At 54.8% G+C, this 19,619-nt stretch carries 13 protein-coding genes; 8 read left to right on the top strand and 5 right to left on the bottom strand.

Annotation, left to right across the window (positions count from 1 at the left end):
• Window positions 1–86 precede the first annotated feature (86 nt).
• Together M2403_RS19970 and M2403_RS19965 are read left to right on the top strand one after the other, a co-directional pair.
• Complete coding sequence (locus tag M2403_RS19970) at window positions 87–1,997, top strand: FAD/NAD(P)-binding protein (protein WP_259230663.1); 1,911 nt, start codon at window positions 87–89, stop codon at window positions 1,995–1,997.
• A complete protein-coding gene (locus tag M2403_RS19965; RefSeq protein ID WP_259230661.1) occupies window positions 1,994–3,172 on the top strand; it encodes a cytochrome c in 1,179 nt (392 codons plus the stop codon). The genes M2403_RS19970 and M2403_RS19965 overlap by 4 nt, the downstream gene beginning before the upstream one ends.
• A gap of 75 nt (window positions 3,173–3,247) precedes the next feature.
• Here M2403_RS19965 and M2403_RS19960 read toward each other — a convergent pair whose 3' ends face one another.
• Genes M2403_RS19960 through M2403_RS19945 form a run of 4 tightly spaced genes read right to left on the bottom strand, consistent with a single transcriptional unit; the run spans window position 3,248 to window position 12,343 of the window.
• Window positions 3,248–4,696, bottom strand: coding sequence for an efflux transporter outer membrane subunit (locus M2403_RS19960; RefSeq protein WP_405047846.1), 1,449 nt, complete (start codon window positions 4,694–4,696; stop codon window positions 3,248–3,250).
• Complete coding sequence (locus M2403_RS19955) at window positions 4,689–7,814, bottom strand: efflux RND transporter permease subunit (RefSeq protein WP_217153481.1); 3,126 nt, start codon at window positions 7,812–7,814, stop codon at window positions 4,689–4,691. Before M2403_RS19955 ends, M2403_RS19960 begins: the two co-directional genes overlap by 8 nt.
• 3 nt (window positions 7,815–7,817) lie before the next feature.
• The gene (locus M2403_RS19950; protein ID WP_165061682.1) at window positions 7,818–11,012 is read right to left on the bottom strand and encodes an efflux RND transporter permease subunit; all 3,195 of its coding nucleotides are present in this window, start codon (window positions 11,010–11,012) and stop codon (window positions 7,818–7,820) included.
• A complete protein-coding gene (locus tag M2403_RS19945; protein ID WP_165061679.1) occupies window positions 11,009–12,343 on the bottom strand; it encodes an MdtA/MuxA family multidrug efflux RND transporter periplasmic adaptor subunit in 1,335 nt (444 codons plus the stop codon). Before M2403_RS19945 ends, M2403_RS19950 begins: the two co-directional genes overlap by 4 nt.
• Before the next feature lie 482 nt (window positions 12,344–12,825).
• Between M2403_RS19945 and M2403_RS19940 the strand changes: the two genes are divergently transcribed.
• The 3 genes from M2403_RS19940 to M2403_RS19930 all read left to right on the top strand — a co-directional run bounded on the left by M2403_RS19940 (window position 12,826) and on the right by M2403_RS19930 (window position 15,552).
• A complete protein-coding gene (locus tag M2403_RS19940; RefSeq protein ID WP_152325396.1) occupies window positions 12,826–13,656 on the top strand; it encodes a gamma-glutamyl-gamma-aminobutyrate hydrolase family protein in 831 nt (276 codons plus the stop codon).
• Complete coding sequence (locus tag M2403_RS19935) at window positions 13,653–14,201, top strand: D-alanyl-D-alanine carboxypeptidase family protein (protein WP_259230658.1); 549 nt, start codon at window positions 13,653–13,655, stop codon at window positions 14,199–14,201. Before M2403_RS19940 ends, M2403_RS19935 begins: the two co-directional genes overlap by 4 nt.
• A gap of 166 nt (window positions 14,202–14,367) precedes the next feature.
• Window positions 14,368–15,552, top strand: coding sequence for a sugar transporter (locus tag M2403_RS19930; protein WP_259230657.1), 1,185 nt, complete (start codon window positions 14,368–14,370; stop codon window positions 15,550–15,552).
• A gap of 60 nt (window positions 15,553–15,612) precedes the next feature.
• On the opposite strand, the gene M2403_RS19925 is transcribed toward M2403_RS19930, so the two are convergent.
• Window positions 15,613–16,029, bottom strand: a complete 417-nt coding sequence (locus tag M2403_RS19925; RefSeq protein WP_152325393.1) for a DUF2000 domain-containing protein — start codon at window positions 16,027–16,029, stop codon at window positions 15,613–15,615.
• A 131-nt stretch (window positions 16,030–16,160) separates the two neighbouring features.
• Between M2403_RS19925 and M2403_RS19920 the strand changes: the two genes are divergently transcribed.
• The 3 genes from M2403_RS19920 to tssC all read left to right on the top strand — a co-directional run bounded on the left by M2403_RS19920 (window position 16,161) and on the right by tssC (window position 19,610).
• Window positions 16,161–16,637: an Lrp/AsnC family transcriptional regulator gene (locus M2403_RS19920; protein ID WP_152325392.1), complete on the top strand. Its 477-nt coding sequence runs from the start codon at window positions 16,161–16,163 to the stop codon at window positions 16,635–16,637.
• Window positions 16,638–17,536: 899 nt separating this feature from the next.
• Window positions 17,537–18,031 carry a type VI secretion system contractile sheath small subunit gene (tssB, locus tag M2403_RS19915; protein WP_152325391.1) on the top strand — a complete coding sequence of 165 codons (495 nt, stop codon included), beginning with the start codon at window positions 17,537–17,539 and terminating at the stop codon, window positions 18,029–18,031.
• Between the two features lie 31 nt (window positions 18,032–18,062).
• Window positions 18,063–19,610: a type VI secretion system contractile sheath large subunit gene (gene tssC / locus M2403_RS19910; protein WP_152325390.1), complete on the top strand. Its 1,548-nt coding sequence runs from the start codon at window positions 18,063–18,065 to the stop codon at window positions 19,608–19,610.
• Window positions 19,611–19,619: the final 9 nt, after the last annotated feature.

The raw sequence follows: 19,619 nt of genomic DNA, 5'->3' as shown, positions 1-19,619 counted from the left end.
GTTAAAATATTTAGACAATTTTTGAGCGAAAAGCTTTTGCCGTGCGGCTTCCGCGCGGGTTGATGGTGTAATTTTAAGGAAACAATATGGGCATCACTCGTCGTGATTTTCTCAACGGTGTGGCTATTACGGTCACTGCCGGTATGACTCCGTTTGAGGCACTCCGGGCTTCGCCGCAAACGGCCACGCAGTCGTTGTATTACCCGCCTTCCCTCACCGGGTTGCGTGGTAATCATCAGGGTTCTTACGAAGCGGCGCATATCCTCGGGCGCGAAGGCAAAAAGGTCGAGTCTTCCGGTTTGCCTGTTGAGGATGAGTTTGATCTGGTGGTGGTCGGGGCCGGGATCAGCGGGCTTGCGGCGGCGTGTTTCTGGCAGGAACAGCACGGTAAAGATCAGCGTATTTTGCTGCTCGATAACCATGATGATTTTGGCGGGCATGCCAAGCGTAATGAATTCCACGTTGAAGATAAAATGCTGCTGGGCTACGGCGGCAGTGAGTCTTTTCAGTCGCCGCGTACCAATTTCAGTCCGGTGGCAATGGGTCTGCTGAAAACCCTGAACGTCGATATCGAGAAGATGGCGAAAGACTTTGATCAGACGTTTTATCCGGATTTACATCTGAGTCGTGGCGTTTACTTTGACCGTAAAAACTTCGGCGTCGATAAAATTGTCAGTGGCGATCCGGGTCGTGCGGTCGCAGATGATATCCCACCCGATCGCCTCAATGGCCGCGATATTACTGCATTCATCAGCGATTTCCCGCTGCCGGAATCAGACCGTCAGGCGCTGATCGACCTGCACACTGAATCGAAAGATTATCTGCACGGCATGAGTCAGGAAGAAAAAACCGCCTGGGTCGACGGGCACAGTTATACCCAGTTCCTGCGCGAAAAAGTCGGGCTGAGCGAAATCGCTATCCGCTATTTCCAGCAACGTACCAATGACTTTCAGGCGGTCGGGATTGATGCCACCTCGTGCAGCGATGCGCGTATCTGCGCCCTGCCGGGGCTGGAAGGCATGGGATTACCGCCGCTGGATGCCGAATCGCTGGCCGATCTCGACGAGCCGTATATTTTCCACTTCCCGGACGGCAATGCTGGTTTAGCACGACTGATGGTTCGCCATCTGATCCCGGACGTGGCGCCGGGTAACACGATGGAAGATATCGTGCTGGCGAAATTCGATTACAGCCAGCTTGATAAGGCCGGACAGCCGGTGCGCCTGCGTCTGAACAGCACCGGGATGCATGTCGCCAACGTGGAACATGAAGGTAAACCGGCGGTTGAAATCACCTATATGACCGGCAGCACGCTGCATCGGGTTCGTGCCGGACAGGCGGTAATGGCCGGATACAATATGATGATCCCGTATCTGGTGCCGGAAATTCCTGAAGCGCAGAAAGCCGCACTGAAAGAAAACGTCAAAGCCCCCCTGATTTATTCAAAAGTGGTGATCCGTAACTGGCAGCCGTTTATTAAACTCGGCGTCCACGAGATTTATTCCCCCGCCGCGCCTTACAGTCGCGTGAAGCTCGATTATCCGGTGGATATGGGCGGCTATCAGCATCCGCGTGATCCGAATCAGCCGATTGGCCTGCATATGGTTTACGTGCCAACACTGCCGGGCAGCGGCCTCAGCCCGCGCGAACAGTCGCGTAAGGGGCGCGCGTTATTGCTTGGCACCTCGTTCGATGTGCATGAAAAGATGATCCGCGATCAGCTTCAGGGCATGTTCGGTGAAGCCGGTTTTGACCATCAGCGCGACATCATGGCGATCACCGTCAACCGCTGGTCGCACGGCTATTCCTATTTCCTCAGCGGGATGTTCGACGACGAAGAACAATCGCAGAAAACCATTCATCTGGCGCGTACACCGGTCGGACGTATCACCATCGCCAATTCAGATTCCGACTGGAGCCCGTACGCTAACTCGGCAGTGGATCAGGCCTGGCGGGCAGTGAATGAACTGACGGCCATGAAGAAGGTGAGCGCATGAAAAAGCTGATGATTTTTGCCACGCTGATGGCCACGGCGGGTTCTTCGATGGCGATGTCCGAAGGGGAATATGTCGCTAAATCCGCTGACTGCGCGGCCTGCCATACGTCGCCGCAGGGTAAAGATCTGACCGGTGGCGTGCGTTTCGCCACGCCGGTCGGTGAGATTTATTCCACCAATATCACGCCGGACATTCAGCACGGTATTGGCAGCTACAGTTTTGAAGAGTTCGACAAGGCGATGCGTAAAGGCATTGCCAGAGACGGTCATGCGCTCTATCCGGCGATGCCCTACACCTCTTACGTGAAAATGAGCGCGAAAGACATGCGCGCGCTGTATGACTATCTGATGAAGGAGGTGAAACCACAGCCCGTGGCTAACCGTGAAAATGACATCAGCTGGCCAATGTCGATGCGCTGGCCGCTGCGCGCGTGGAACAGCGTTTTCCTCGAAGAAGGCGAATTTACGCCTCAGGCGGATAAAAGCGAACAATGGAACCGGGGCGCTTATCTGGTCCAAGGCGCCGGGCACTGTGGTGCCTGTCATACACCGCGCGGCTGGGCACAACAGGAAAAAGCCGTGGATGAAAAAGACAGGGCGTTTCTCAGCGGCGGCGAGCTCGATGGCTGGTCTGCGCCCTCCCTGCGGGGCCTGAAAATGAGTCAGCCGGAGCTGGTGACGCTGCTGAAAACCGGTCGCAATACTCATGATGCGGTCAGCGGCCCGATGGGGGAAGTGATCACCAACAGCACGCAGTTTATGACAGATGACGATCTTAACAGCATGGCGGTTTATCTGCTCAGCCTGAAAGCTGAGCCGCAACCGGCACCGGCCAAAAAAGCCGTCGCGACACAAGCCGGACAGCAGACGTTTATGCGCTACTGCTCGACCTGTCACGGCGTGCAAGGCGACGGGAAAGCGTTTGCCATTCCGGCACTGGCGGGCAATCTGACCGTCAATTCAGAGGATCCGCAAACATTACTGCGCGTGATCCTCTACGGAGCCCGGACGCCGGTGACGGCAGAGCATATGTCCAACACCATGCCGGGCTACGGCTGGACGCTGACCGATCAGCAGGCCGCCGATCTCACCAATACCCTGCGCGCCAGCTGGGGAAATCAGGCAGCAGAAGTTACGCCGGGTGATGTGGCGAAGGCGAGGAAAGCGGGGAAATAAGGGTTTGTTTCACCGCAGGTAAAACGGGCTCAAACAGCTACTCCCCCTGGGAAGGGGGAGTTGACCGAGTTTTTATTATTTACCCACATCCCCGTTCCAGCCACCGCCTAATGCGGCGATTAGCTTAACGCTGGTGACCATCTGGGTGCTGAGCAGTGACAACACGCTTTGCTGCTGGGTCAGGCTGGTGTTTTCGGTGGTGGCAACGTCGAGATAGTCGATCATCCCGGCCTGATACTGGTTGTTGGTGACGCGCGCGGATTCTTTCGCGGAGTCGGCGGCGTTCTGGCGGGCAACAAGTTCGGTGTCGATCGTGTGCAGCTCGACCAGATAATCTTCCACCTCCTGCATCGCGGTTAACACGCTCTGGCGATAGCTCGCTACGTCGGCGTCATACGCGGCTTCGGCTTGCGCCACTTTGCCGCGGGTGGCGCCGAAATCCAGCACCGTCTGGCTGAGTTCCGGGCCTAAAGACCAGACACGATTTGGCAGTGAGAACAGGTTGTGTAACGCCGAACTGGTGAATCCGCCGCTGGCGCTCAGAGTCAAATCAGGATAATACGCGGCAGTTGCCACACCGACGGCGGCATTGGAAGACGCCATGGTGCGTTCAGCCGCGGCGATATCAGGACGTCGCTGCAACAGCTGCGAGGGGATCGCGTCCGGCATCGCAGGCAGGTTCAGTTTCACGTCACGCGCGGCGAGGCTGAACTGGGCCGGTGGCTTGCCGATCAGCACCGCAATCGCATGTTCCAGCTGCGCGCGCTGCCATTGCAGGTCGAGTGCGGAAGCTTTGGTACTTTCAAGCTGCGTCTGCGCCTGAGCCAGCGTGGCGCGCGAGGTATTGCCGCCCGCGTACTGGTTCTGTATCACGGTCAGGTAGCGCTGATACGCATCGATACTTTGTTTGTACAGCGCGATTTGCTGATCCATCACGCGCAGCTGGAAATAATCCTGCGCCAGTTCAGACTGCGCACTGAGCGTCGCGTCAGCCAGATCGGCCTTGCTGGCCTGCGCGCTGGCATCCTGTTCTTCTGCCGTGCGGCGCAGTTTGCCCCACAGATCCAGTTCCCAGCTGGCGCTGAGCTGCGCCGTTTGATTGTTGGAAACGGACGATGAGGTGCCGCTGCGCGTGCTGCCGGCGGTGGCATCCACGGAAGGATATAAGTCGGAACGCGCCTGCGTCACCAGCGCCTGTGCCTGGCGGTACTGCGCGGCGTACTGCGCGACGTTCTGGTTGGAAATCTGTACCTGCGTCAGCAGCGATGACAGTTCAGGATCCTGATACACCGACCACCATTCACCTTTGGCCTGATTGTCTTTCGGAATAGCCGCCGTCCAGCCTTTGGCTTCTTTAAATGCCGTTGGCATCGCGACATCAGGCCGCTTGTAATCCGGGCCGACGGTACAGGCGCTGACCAGAAGTGCCAGCACCAGCGGAACAAGACGGAACACTAGAGAACGCGGTTTTTGCAGAGTCATCGGATTCGCTTCAGGGTAAGAATTCATTGTTTTATCAGTCATTAGAGCTGACCTCCGGCGGTGTCACATGCGGGCGCAAACGGTGCCATAAACGGTGCGTCGCGCGGCTGGTGCGATCCATATACAGGTAAACCACCGGCGTGGTGAATAAGGTAAGGATTTGGCTCAGCGCCAGCCCGCCGGCGATCGCCAGACCCAGCGGACTGCGCAGATCTGCGTCACCGCCGCTGCCCAGCGCCAGCGGTAACGCCCCGAAGAAGGCCGCCAGCGTGGTCATCAGGATCGGACGAAAACGCATCAGACAGGCCTGGGTGATCGCCTGTTGCGGCGACAATCCGAGCCGTCGTTCGGCATCCAGCGCGAAGTCGATCATCATGATCGCATTCTTTTTCACGATACCGATCAGCAGCAGGATCCCGATCAGTGCGATGACCGTCAGCTGAGTATTGGTCAGCAACATCAGCAACAACGCGCCCAGACCGGCCGACGGCAGCGTCGAAAGAATGGTCAGCGGATGAATGTAACTTTCATACAGCACGCCTAGCACGATATACACCGCCGCCAGCGCCGCCAGAATCAGCCACGGCATGGTTTTGGTCAGCGCTTCGAATGCCTGCGCCGTACCGGCGTAACTCCCGTGAATGGTGTCCGGCAAACCAATCTGCGCCATGGCGGTTTTCAGCGCGGCCTGCGCATCTTCCAGCGCATAACCATCCGCCAGGTTGAAGGCAATGGTCGTGGTCGCCGTCTGGCCCTGATGCGAAACCGACAGCGGCGAATTCGCCCCGCTGAACGTCGCAAAAGCGGATAACGGCACCTGCGCGCCCGCGTCGGTCACCACGTAAAGCTGGTGCAGCACATCCGGGTTGCTGGTGTAATCCGACGTCAGGTTCATGACGACGTGATACTGGTTCAGCGTTTTGTAGATGGTGGCGATCTGCCGCTGACTGAAGGAATTGTTGAGCAGCGCGTCGATCATTTTCACGTTCACGCCGAGCCGCGTGGCGCGATCGCGGTCGATGTTGAGCATGATTTCCTGCCCGCCGGTCTGCGAGTCCGAATCCACGCCGGTCAGCTGTGGCAGTTTCGCCAGCGCTTTCTGCACTTTCGGTGCCCATTCGCGCAGCAGAGAAAGATCGTCAGCCTGTAAACTGTACTGATATTGCGCGTTCGCGCTGCGTCCGCCGATATGCAGATCCTGCGCGGCCATCAGGAACAGCTGCGAGCCCGGCACTTTGGCGGTCGCCATCATCAGACGGTTAGCCACCTGATTGGCGGTCGCGGTGCGTTTGTCAAAATCTTTCAGGCGCACGAAGAAGGTGGCGGTGTTACGCGCACCAAACCCGCCGCTGCCCGCTGAACTCATAACGGCTTCTACCGCAGGATCGTCCTGAATGATCTTGCTGTATTTCAGCACCTGCGGCTGGATCGACTGAAATGACGTGTTCTGATCCGCACGCAGCATACCCATCAGCATGCCGGTGTCCTGATCCGGGAAGAAGCCTTTTTCCACCACGGTATAGAGATAGAAATTGAGGATCACGGTGAGGAACAGGCCGACCAGCGTGATGAGCTGATGGCGCATTACCCAACCGAGCGCGGCGGAATACGCCGCCAGCAGCCGGTTCAGGCCACGCTCGATCATCCGGTAAATGCGCGGCTGTCGTTTTTCCACCGGCGGTTTACGTTTCAGAAAACGGGCGCACAGCATGGGCGTGAGGCTCAGCGACACCAGCATCGAGATTATCAGCGAAACGCTGAGCGTGACCGCAAATTCGCGGAACAGACGCCCCACAATACTGCCCATCAGCAGGATCGGGATGAAAACGGCGATCAGCGAAAGCGTCATCGAGAGCACGGTAAAGCTGACTTCCTGCGCGCCTTTCAGCGCCGCGCGCACCGGCCCCATTCCTTCCTCTATGTGCCGCGTAATATTTTCCAGCACGACAATGGCGTCATCGACCACAAAGCCGGTAGAGATAATCAGCGCCATCAGCGAGAGGTTATCAAGGCTATAACCGAGTAAATACATCACCGCGCAGGTACCGATTAATGACACCGGCAGCGCCAGCGCGGGGATCAGCACCGCATTCCAGTTGCGCAGGAACACGAAAACGACCGCAATGACCAGCAGCGTGGCTTCCAGCAGGGTCATTTCAGTGTCGCGCAGGGAAGCGGAAACGTTCGGCGAGCGGTCGAGCGCCAGATTGAGCTGAACGTCGCCCGGCAGGCTTTCTTTCATCAACGGCAGCGCGGCTTTAATGGCTTCGATGGTTTCCAGCATGTTCGCGCCAGCCTGACGCGTCACGCCAATCATTACCGACGGCGTGCTGTTGTAATAGCCGACGTTATATTTATCTTCAACGGAATCATAAACATTGGCGATATCGCTGAGGCGGATTGCCGAACCGTTGATGTAAGTAATAATCAGCGTTTTGTACTGTGCGGCGGTACTTTGCTGGCCGTTGCCTTCAATCATCCACGACTGATTCGCGCCTTGTAGTAACCCTTTCGGCAAATTGCTGGTGCTGTTGGCAATCGCGGTGCGGATGGTGTCGAGGGAAATGCCGTAAGACGTCACCGCCTCCGGGCGCAAATCAATACGCACGCCCGGCAGCGCGGAACCGACCAGAGAAACCTGCCCGACGCCGTTGACCTGTGCGATTTTCTGTTGCAGCTGGCTGGAGGCAATATCGTACAGCTCACCCTTGCTGCGCGTGGCCGACGTCAGCGCCAGCATGATGATGGGCGCATCCGACGGGTTGGCTTTGCGGTACGTCGGCAGCGACGGCATGCTGCTGGGTAATAACGATCGCGAGGCGTTGATCGCCGCCTGCACATCGCGGGCGGCACCGTTAATGTCACGGTCTAAATCGAACTGCAAAATGACGCTGGTGGAGCTTTGCGAGCTGCGCGAGGTCATTTCCGTCACACCGGCGATTTGCCCGAGCGCCCTTTCCAGCGGCGTGGCGACGGTGGCCGCCATGGTTTCAGGGCTGGCACCCGGCAGGCTCGCGCTTACCAGAATGGTCGGGAAATCCACCTGCGGCAGCGGCGCGACCGGCAACAGGCGATACCCCAGCAAACCGAGCAGGAGGATCGCCAGCGTCAGCAGCAGTGTCGCGACCGGGCGGAAAATGAAGAAACGCGAGATGTTCATCGGTTATTCCGCCCGCTGTGCTGCACGCCGGTGACGTGGGTTAAGGCGGTGAGATAAACGGTCAAACATCAGGTAGATCACCGGCGTGGAGAACAGCGTCAGGATCTGGCTGAAGATTAACCCCCCGACGATCACCAGCCCCAGCGGCTGACGCAGCTCGGCGCCGGATCCGCTCGCCAGCATCAGCGGCAGCGCCCCCAGCAATGCCGCCATAGTCGTCATCATGATCGGACGAAAACGTAATAAACAGGCCTGATGGATGGCTTCGCGCGGCGAGAGTCCCTGCTTGTTTTCCGCATCCAGCGCAAAGTCGATCATCATAATGGCGTTCTTTTTCACGATCCCGATCAGCAGGATCACCCCGATCAGGGCGATCAGGCTGAATTCCGTTCCGGCGAAGATCAGCGACAGCAACGCGCCTACGGCCGCCGACGGCAGCGTGGACAGGATCGTCACTGGGTGAATGAAGCTTTCGTACAGAATGCCCAGCACCACATACATGGTCAGCAGTGCAGCCAGAATCAGCCACAGCGTATTGCCGGTGGCGCTTTCAAACGACGCAGCCGCGCCCTGATAACGCAGGGTGATGCTGTCCGGCATGGCGATATCCGCCACGGTCGTTTTGATGGCCTGCTGCGCCCGTTCCAGCGAATAGCCGTCTTTCAGGTTGAACGATACGGTTACCGCCGGGAACTGATTCAGACGCGCCTGCAACAGCGCACCGGTGCGCATATGAATTTGCGCAATCGACGTCAGCTTGATCATGCCGTTGGTCGCGCCGGAATTGGTGGTGGTCGCACCGCTGTCGGACGTCGTTGTTGAGGCCGTGGTCGCCGTGGTGGCCACCGTGCCGGACGTAGACGTGCTGTTGTTGGTCGCCAGATATACATCATCAAACGAGGCCGGAGACTGCTGGAACTGCGGTGCCACTTCGAGCACGACGCGGTACTGGTTTGCCTGGGTAAAGATAGTGGAAACCAGACGCTGGCCGAATGCGTTATACAGCGCGGTATCGACGTCTGACGCCGTAATGCCGTAACGCGCAGCGGCATCGCGGTCGAGTTCGACATACGCAATCTGCCCCTGATTTTGCAGGTTGCTGACCACGTCGCTGAACTCCGGCAGCGCGCTGAGTTTTTCCAGCAACTTCGGCGTCCATTCCACCAGATTTTCGCTGTCGGCGTCGTCGAGTGTGAACTGGTACTGGCTTGGCGTGACCTGGTCGTCAACGGTCAGATCCTGAGAGGCCTGCATATAAAGCTCAATGCCCGGCACGCCTGCGGTTTCCTGTTTCAGGCGTTCGATAATCGCCGGTGCGCGCTCGCTGCGCTCATCAAAAGATTTCAGGCTGATCTGCAAACGTCCGCTGTTCAGGCTGGTGTTATTGCCGTCCACGCCGATGGTGGAGGCCACACTTTCGACGTCCGGATCGTTGAGGATTGCCGCCGTCAGTAACTGCTGCCGACGCCCCATTTCACTGAAAGAGACGTCCTGCGATGCCTGCGTGATGCCCTGGATCATCCCGGTATCCTGCGACGGGAAGAACCCTTTCGGCACAATCACATACAACAGCGCGGTAAAGACCAACGTCGCGGCCGCCACCAGCAGCGTGAGCTTCTGGTGATTGAGCACGACGATCAGCATGCGGTCGTAAGCGGCAATCATTTTGTCGAAGAACTCGCCGCCTTTGCGGTAAAACTTACTCTGTTTTTCTTCCGGCGTGTGGCGCAGTAAATAGGCGCACAGCATCGGAGTCAGCGTCAGGGAAACAATCATTGACACCAGAATCGACACCGCAAGCGTGATCGCAAATTCACGGAACAGACGCCCGACGACGTCCCCCATAAACAGCAGCGGGATCAGTACGGCGATCAGCGAGAATGTCAGGGAAATAATGGTGAAGCCGATTTGCTGTGAACCTTTCAGCGCCGCCTGCATCGGCGTTTCGCCCTCTTCCAGCCGCCGCGAAATGTTTTCCACCACCACGATGGCGTCATCAATAACGAAACCGGTGGCGATGGTCAGCGCCATCAGCGAAAGGTTGTTGAGGCTGAAACCACACAGGTACATCACGCCAAAGGTGCCAACCAGCGAAAGCGGTACGGCCACGCTTGGGATGAGTGTTGCCGCGACATTGCGCAGGAACAGAAAAGTGACCATCACAACCAGCGCAATCGACAACAACAATTCGAACTGAACGTCGCTGATCGACGCGCGAATGGTTTGCGTCCGGTCAGACAAAATGCTGACTTTGACCGATTCCGGCAGGGCTTCCTGCAATTTCGGCAACTGCGCTTTAATGGCATCCACAACCTGAATCACGTTCGCGCCCGGCTGACGCTGAACGCTGATAATGATCGCTGGCTGCTTGTTGGCCCAAGCGGATAAATACTGGTTTTCCGGTGCTTCGGACAACGTTGCCACATCGCGTAAACGCAGCGCCGCGCCGTTTTCATAATTCACAATCAGATTGCCGTACTCATCCGCCGTGCGCAGCTGATCGTTGGCATCGATAGTGATCGAGTGATGCGGGCCGTCGAAACCACCTTTAGAACCGTTAACGTTGCTGTTACCGATCAGCGTATTAATGGTTTCCAGGCTGATGTTGTGCGCCGCCAGTTTGCGCGGATCGGCTTGCACGCGGATAGCCGGCTGGTGCCCGCCTGCGAGTGTCACCATACCGACGCCGGAAATCTGCGACAATTTCAGCGCCACGCGGGTATTCACCAGATCCTGCACTTTGGTCAGCGGCAGCGATTCGGACGTGGCCGCCAGCGTCAGTACCGCGGCATCCGCCGGGTTAACCTTTTTATAGGTCGGTGGATTCGGCAGATCGCTGGGCAGCAGGCTGTCGGCGGCGTTGATCGCCGCCTGCACTTCCTGTTCGGCGACGTCGAGCGAGAGATCCAGCGAGAATTTCAGCGTGATTATTGAAGAACCGCTGGCGCTGGTGGAATACATCTGGCTCAGACCCGCCATCTGGCCGAGCTGGCGTTCAAGCGGAGCGGTGATGCCCGACGCCATAACGTCCGGGCTGGCGCCCGGATACAGCGTGGTTACCTGAATGGTCGGATAATCGACCTGCGGCAGCGCCGAGGTCGAAAGCATGTTGTAGGCAAAAATCCCCGACAACAGCACGGCGACCATCAGCAAAATGGTCGCGACCGGCCGGAGAATAAAGAGGCGTGAAGGATTCATTTAGACCCGCTGTCTTTACCGGCTTCGTTTTTACCCGCGACAGCGTTGTCAGCGCCGGTGGTCGCTTTATCCACGCCGCCGCTTTGCTGACGTTCTTTTGAAGAACCACCCGCTGCGGCCGCATCCAGTGAATTCGCCGTCACGATCTGAACTTTCGCGCCGTTGGTCAGGCGGTCAATCCCCGTCGTCACCACCTGTTCGCCGGGATTCACACCCGATAAAATCGCGACCTTATCGTCACCGAAGTCCGGGCCGGATTTCACTGAACGGCGCTCAATGGTGTTATCGGCTTTCACCACGTAAACGAAATCGCCGTCGCTGCTCAGCTGCAATGCTGCCGCCGGGATCACCGTGGCGTCTTTCAGCACGGACACCTGCAAACGGGCATTCACAAACTGGTTCGGATACAGCTTTTCATCGGCATTATCAAACAGCGCTTTCAGCTTGATGCTGCCGGTGCTGGTGTCAATTTCGTTACTGATAAACTGGAGTTTGCCCTGATCGAGGACTTCGCTGCCGTCCTGATTAAACGCCGTGGTCGGCAGCTGATTTCCGCCGCGCAGCGCTTTGAGTAAGGTTTGCAGATTGCTCTGCGGCACGCTGAAGGTGACGGCAATCGGCTGAGTTTGGGTGATCGTGACGATACCGGTGGTAGAACTGCTGGTGACCATATTGCCCGGATCAACCAGACGCAAACCGACGTGCCCGCTGACCGGTGCGGTGATTTTCGCGAATTCAAGATTCAGCTTGGCCGCCGCGATTTGTGCCAGATCGGCTTTCACAGCGCCCGCATACTGACCGGCGGTCGCAATCTGGCTTTCCAGATCCTGACGCGCTAAGGAATCCTGCGCATACAGTTTGCGGTAGCGCGCTAACGTCAGTTCTGCACTTTTCGACAACGCCTGATTCTGCGCCAGATCGCCCTGATATTGTTCCAGCGTCGCCTGATAGCTGCGCGGATCAATCTGCGCCAGCAACTGCCCTTGCGCGACTTTCTGCCCTTCGGTGAAATACACCTTCATTAACTGGCCATCAACCCGGCTGGTCACCGTCACGGTCGCATTCGCCACCACCGTACCCAGCGCACGCAAATAAACAGGGACATCCGCCTGCGTGGCTTTTCCTGCCTGCACCGGTGTATCCATGCCCATCATCATCTGACCGCGCATCGCCCGCATACCGCCGCGGCCGCCCGCCCCTTTTTTTGCCGTGTGATCAGACGCGCTTTGGTGGAAAGCAAAAAACCAGACCAGGATCGCAGCAACGATAATGGCGACGATAACCCACACAAGGGTGCGTTTTTTGGAACGAGAAGAGGCAGTCGGCAGCATAAATTTCTTGGTTTCGCAGTATTAATGAGGAGAAAACAGCTGAAATAAGACCTTCAACCAGAGATTTTCTTATGTACTTCATTCAAAAGTGACAGCGCATTATCCCTAAAAGTGCAGGTGGCTGTTTTTAGGACAACGTAAAGATTTCGTTAGCAATTAAGAAATTCCATTTCAATCGCCCGCGTGAATTATACGCGCTAATTTTGCCTCCAGGCATCCCCAATGTTAAGAGGTAAATGAGAATGAATATTGAAGACGCTGACAGAAAAGCATCAGGAAGTGTCAGGTCATCTCGAAATTTTGTCAGGAAAACGCAGGGTTAGGATAGAAAATGACCTGTCATACCCCCTCAACGGGTGATAAAACCAGAGGTAAATCCTGAAAATTAGACCTATTGATAATTTATATTGTTTGCGCTGACCCCGACTTGATATGGTGATTTTTCTGATTGTTTTTCATCTTCATGGCAGGAATTCAGAAGAATGCAGACAAAATTTCAATCCAGACCGGTCATCGGTGTCACATTGGACAGTGAAGACGCCGGTGGTTACGCCGATTTTCCCTGGTATGCGTTACGTCAGAATTACATGAGCAGCCTGGCCGGGCTGGGCGCGGTGCCACTGGCATTGCCGCATCACGCAGAACTGGCCGACGAATATCTGGCGCTGTGCGACGGAATTGTCGTGACCGGCGGCGCGTTTGATGTCCCGCCGGAGTTGTTTAACGAAACGCAAAACAGCGATCAGGTTCGCCTGAAACCGGGCCGCACTGAATTCGAAAAGGCCATCGTCAAAGGCGCCATGCAGCGCAATATGCCGCTGCTGGGTATTTGCGGCGGTCAGCAACTGCTGGCCGTTTTAACCGGCGGCACGCTGCATCAGCATATTCCCGATGCACTGCCCGACGCGCTGGAACACAGCACGACGGTGGATACCGAAAATGCCGGTGGTAAGAAACGCGCGCGGCATCCGGTTGAAATTGTTGAAGGCACATTATTGAGCCGTTCGGTCGACCGTGATCATTATGAAGTGAACAGCTCACATCATCAGGCGGTGAAAACCGTCGGGCCGGGCAGCATCGTCAACGCGCATGCACCGGACGGCGTGATCGAAGGCATTGAGTGCGAAGGGTATGATTTCTGCCTGGGCGTGCAATGGCACCCGGAATATCTGCAACATCAGCAGGATACGCAGTTACTTAACGCGTTTGTCGCGGCCGCGTCGCGCTACCAGCAGGCGATGCGCTCAGCCGGTAAAGCGATGACAGAAGTGATGACCGATGTGATTGCACGTACCGGAAACGAACAGGCATGAATCAGGCGGCGCTGAAAGCCAGAACCGATGAGAAGCTGCGCGAGCTGAATATCGACCCGGCGGTTATCGCGCACCGCACGCTGCCGTACTTTGAAGAAGTCAGTGAGCACTTACTGGTGGACGCAGAAACGGATGCTGATACCGGTAAAATCTACCGGCTGATCGCGCCCGCCACTCAGGCATGGCGCGAGATGAAACGGCACGCCGCCGCCGACGGCGTGGACATTTATCTGGTTTCCGCCTGGCGCAGCCTTGATTATCAGGCCGGTTTAATCCGCACTAAGCAAGCTGCCGGGATCGCGCCGGAAGACTTTTTCACATCGCTGGCACCGCCGGGATGCAGTGAACATCACACTGGCTGCGCCGTGGACATCAACACTCCCGGCTGCGACGAAGTCACCGGTATCTTCGGTGAAACCGATGCTTTCCGCTGGCTTGAAGCCAGCGCCGCGCGCTTTGGCTTTATGATGTCCTTTCCGCCGGATAATCCGTGGGGATTCATTTACGAACCCTGGCACTGGTGCTGGCATCCGGCAAAAAAGTGAGTGACGCCCGTCACATCTGCCATAACTAAAATTGTCCCCAAAACATTTATCTGTTAGGCCAATTTTCTGTTTCATTTTTAGAACAAATAAAACACACTATGCCTTCAGAAGGCCTTCCGCGTCGGAGGCCTGATCTTTACACCTTCTTAAAAAGTCATAAATTTCAATGCAATCAGATACCGTTTCGCGCAGGACAGCATGGCTTCGCGTTGTGATGATGGCTATAGCCGCGTTCATCTTCAACACCACTGAATTTGTGCCTGTCGGGCTGCTTTCCGACATCGCCGCCAGTTTCAATATGCAGACGGCGCAGGTCGGCCTGATGCTCACCATCTATGCATGGGTCGTCGCGCTGATGTCGCTGCCACTGATGCTGCTGACCCGTAACGTTGAGCGAAAGCGTCTACTGATCGCGATTTTTATCCTGTTTATCGTCAGCCACATTTTATCCGTCGTCGCCTGGGATTTCTGGAGTCTGGTCGCGTCACGCGTCGGTATCGCCCTCGCCCACGCCATTTTCTGGTCGATTACGGCCTCGCTGGCGATCCGTGTCGCCCCGGCCGGTAAAAAAACGCAAGCGCTGAGTATGTTAGCCACCGGCACCGCGCTGGCGATGGTGCTCGGGCTGCCGCTCGGGCGTCTGATTGGTCAGTATCTCGGCTGGCGCACCACGTTCATGAGCATCGGCGTCGTCGCGCTGCTGACGCTGATTTGCCTGATTAAATTGCTGCCGCCGCTGCCAAGTGAGCATACCGGTTCGCTGAAAAGCGTACCGATGTTATTCCGACGTCCGGCGCTGGTAGGGATGTATGTCCTGACCGCGCTGATAGTGACTGCTCACTATACGGCGTACAGCTATATCGAGCCGTTTATCCAGACCGTCGCGAATATGGGTGAAAACTTCACCACGTTTCTGCTGCTGATCTTCGGCGGTGCAGGGATTTTCGGCAGTATCCTTTTCAGCGTGCTCGGTAACCGTTTCCCGGCCGCCATGCTCAGCGGGCCTATTCTGATGGTGACGCTCAGCATGTTGTTACTGTTTGTCGCGGCGATGAATCCGGTCGCTATTTCAATACTTTGCGTCATCTGGGGGCTGGCAATGATGATTATCGGCCTGGCGATGCAGGTGCGCGTGCTGGCACTGGCGACCGATGCGACCGACGTTTCGATGTCACTGCTTTCCGGCATCTACAATATCGGCATCGGCGCGGGCGCGCTGATTGGTAATCAGGTGAGTTTGCATCTTGAAATGAGCAACGTCGGTTATGCCGGTGGCCTTCTCGGGTGTATCGCGTTTGGCTGGTGTCTGACGATTTTCAAACGCTACCCGCAGCTGAAAATTACGAGCTGATTCGGTAAGAATGTTTCAAAAAAAAGCCCAAATGCGATCCCTGCATTCGGGCTTTTTTGTTTAACGTAACAATTTCAGATTTCCTGTCAGCGATTTAATCCACTTCTCCGGCCCGACAAAACCGACGCCATCCAGCACTTCATCGTATAAATCCCGCAACGGGAAAGCTTGTTCGTATTCCTCAAACGTATGCATCGTGCGGGCAAATACCGGGAATGGCACAACACTGCACTCCCCTTTCGCTTCAAGCGCTTTAAACATCAGTGCCTTAATGTGATCCGGCGTCGCCTGTAAAATTGGCAGCGGATATTTCGAGATAACGTCAGTGCTCACCCCTCTTGCATCACACAGCGAATGGCCTGCCAGCATCGGAAATTTTGCCGCCAGACCGATACCAATCACTCCCGCCGTATTCGCCAGTAAACCGTGCGGAAGCTCAGGATTGAGGATAATTGCCACCCGGAGAGTGTCTGCCATGTTTGCGCCCTTTTCATCGTTATGGATGCAAAAATCATAACCGCCTGCGGCTGAAAGGTGCTTTCTTTTATCGCTGTAAAATGCCCTAATCCGGTCATTCCTTTCCGAAAGCACTCAATAACAGGCAAATTATGTCCACATCAGAAATTTTACCGGCAGACATTCGCATTCTCAGGCAACTTCAAAAATCGGGGCGCATGACCAACCAGGAGCTGGCCGAAAAAGCCGGCATGGCGGCGTCGCCCTGCTGGCGGCGGATGAAACAACTGGAAGAGAACGGCGTGATCACCGGTTATCAGGCCAATATCGACAGAAAAAAAATCGGCCTCGGACTGCTGGCGTTTATTCGCGTGAAAATCGACAGCCACAGCGAGGAAGATGCACAGCGTTTTGAGCAGCAGGTAGGCGCGTTGCCGCCAGTGATTGCCTGTTATGCAATTGCCGGTGACGCAGATTTTTTGTTGCAGGTGGTGGCGAAAGATCTCGACAGTTTTTCCAGTTTTGCGATGGAAGTCGTGCGGCGTTTACCGGGGATTAAAGAGATGCAGACTTCGTTCGTGCTGCGGGAAGTCAAACCGCTGGATGCATTGCCGCTGGACGGTTTATAGCCCGCTGCCCGGCGGCACGGATTATTTCCTGCGCAACGTGACGCGCTTTTTTACCGCCTTGCCGCAACCGGGTTTTGCCCAGACTGGCAAGGAATATATGCCCGGCCCTTATGCTGTCAAACATAATTCAGCCATTATGCGTATTCTCAACGATAAATAGATCACATAACTATTACCGGAAATCATTCCGGCCTCGCCAGCTAACAGGCTTTTAGCTCTGATAAGGCAGCGTCACATTCTCAGGGGCAAACGATGAAACACATTTTCTATAGCAAAACAAAGGAAGTATCCGTAAGTAGTGTTAATGGGAATTTATAATCATTCCATTCAGTATTTTAAGAAATTTTCTGTAAATTATTCAGAATTTTCTTTCCACATCCCAAATGACTTAAGTTTTTCACGATAACACCCCCCTAAGATATAAAAACAGGAAGGCAACCCTCACTTATTATAATAAAAAGCCTAAACCCATAGAAAAATCTTAAATAAAAATCCTATTCATTCATAAGTTAAATATAAAAAACAAATTTCTATGCGATTATGTCATCTGGTAAAATTAATCTCCCTCCCTTAATGACAATAGCAGCTATTTACCTGCACCCCCAGTGGCTCAAGGGATTCAAGAGAAAAAAGAATGTTGCCAGCCAACTCAAAAGGCCTGTTCATCGATGAAAAATAGGATAAAACCTCGGTAACGAGCGCATTTTCTGTATTGATTAATTTGAGTTAAGGAATATCATGACGAAACAAGGCGCTTATTTAAATGCATCCGCTACCTGCGTCTTTTTATTAACTCGTTAACTGAACCCGTTTGTGGCCTTGCAGGAAGCAGCGCTCTACGTTTCTGCGTGTCGCAAAATGAGATATTCCCACTCCAGACAATATGCAGAAGGTTACCCATGTCTAATAGCTTCCAGAATGAGATTCCGAAAGCGCGCGTTAATATCAAGCTTGACCTGCACACCGGTGGACTACTAAAAAAAGCCGAATTACCGTTAAAGCTAATGGTAATGGGCGATTACAGTAACGGAAAAGAAACTCGCCCGTTATCAGAACGCGAAAAAATCAACATTAATAAGAATAACTTTAATAGCGTGCTGGCTGAATTCAGCCCTTCCCTGAATCTGATCGTTGAAAATACGCTAGCTGGCGATCACAGCCAGGAAGATATCTCTCTCAACTTTAATGACATGAAAGATTTTGAGCCGGAGCAAGTTGCCCGACAGATCCCACAACTCCGCGCCATGCTGTCAATGCGTAATCTGTTACGTGACCTCAAATCAAATCTGCTCGACAACGCGACCTTCCGTAAAGAACTCGAAACCATCCTGAAAGATCCGTCACTGAGCAACGAATTGCGCAATGAACTGGATGCTCTGGCGCCGAAGGCGTAACCGCCTCCAATTAATGGATTAATGCGAGATAATGCTTATGTCAGTTAATAACGAAAATGCTTCTTCCCATCAGACTACTGTTCTGGAACGTACTGAAGCAAACACTGTTTACAGTTCCCTGTTTGATAAAATCAACCTCAAACCCGTCTCTTCGCTGGGTGACTTGAATGATTTTCAAGATACTTCCGCACTGGCGGACGTCACTGCCGACCAGCGCGTCACAGCCGCTGTTCAGGTCTTCCTGGAACGCCTGAAACTTTCTGGCCAGACCGTTGAACGCCTGGATAAAACCCTGCTCGATCACCACATCGCCGATCTTGACGATCAGATCAGTCGTCAGCTTGACGAAGTCATGCATCACCCTGAGTTTCAGCGGATCGAGTCAGGCTGGCGTGGTCTTAAATTCCTGATTGATCGTACCGATTTCCGCCAGAACGTCAGAATCGAGTTGCTGGATATCTCTAAAGAAGACCTGCGTCAGGACTTCGAAGATTGCCCTGAAATTATCCAGAGCGGTCTGTACCGTCATACTTACATTCAGGAATATGATACGCCCGGCGGCGAACCGATCGGTTCTGTGATTTCTAACTACGAATTTGATGCTTCAACGCAAGACATGGCGTTGCTGCGTAATATTTCTAAAGTCTCTGCTGCGGCACATATGCCGTTCATCGGCTCCGTCGGCCCTAAATTCTTCATGAAAGATTCCATGGAAGAAGTGGCTGCCATTAAAGATATCGGCAACTACTTCGACCGTGCGGAATACATCAAATGGAAACACTTCCGCGAATCTGACGACTCCCGCTATATCGGTTTGACGATGCCGCGCGTACTTGGCCGTCTGCCTTACGGCCCGGACACCGTCCCTGTCCGCAGCTTCAACTACGTCGAAGAAGTAAAAGGCCCGGATCACGATAAGTATCTGTGGACTAACGCTTCGTTTGCCTTTGCCGCAAACATGATCAAAAGCTTCATCAAAAATGGCTGGTGCGTGCAGATCCGTGGTCCGCAGGCTGGCGGTGCAGTAACAGAGTTGCCGATCCATCTTTACGATTTGGGCACCGGCAATCAGGTGAAAATCCCTTCTGAAGTGATGATCCCGGAAACGCGCGAATTTGAGTTTGCCAACCTTGGCTTCATCCCGTTGTCTTACTACAAGAACCGTGATTACTCCTGCTTTTTCTCCGCAAATTCAGCACAGAAACCTGCGCAATTCGACACCGTTGCAGCGACTGCCAACAGCCGTATCAACGCCCGTCTGCCGTACATCTTCCTGCTGTCACGTATCGCGCATTACCTGAAACTGATCCAGCGTGAAAATATCGGTACGACGAAAGACCGCCGTCTGCTGGAGTTGGAACTGAACAACTGGGTTCGCACGCTGGTGACTGAAATGACCGATCCGGGCGACGATTTGCAAGCTTCCCACCCGCTCCGTGATGCGAAAGTAACCGTTGAAGATATCGAAGATAACCCGGGCTTCTTCCGCGTGAAACTCTATGCAATTCCTCATTTCCAGGTGGAAGGCATGGACGTGAACTTGTCGCTGGTATCTCAGATGCCGAAGGCTAAGGCATAACGAAGTTAC

Origin of the sequence: Rahnella sp. BIGb0603 (assembly GCF_024808755.1) — a bacterium.
GTDB classification, from domain to species: domain Bacteria; phylum Pseudomonadota; class Gammaproteobacteria; order Enterobacterales; family Enterobacteriaceae; genus Rahnella; species Rahnella contaminans.
This window is presented reverse-complemented; position numbering and strand designations above follow the sequence as displayed.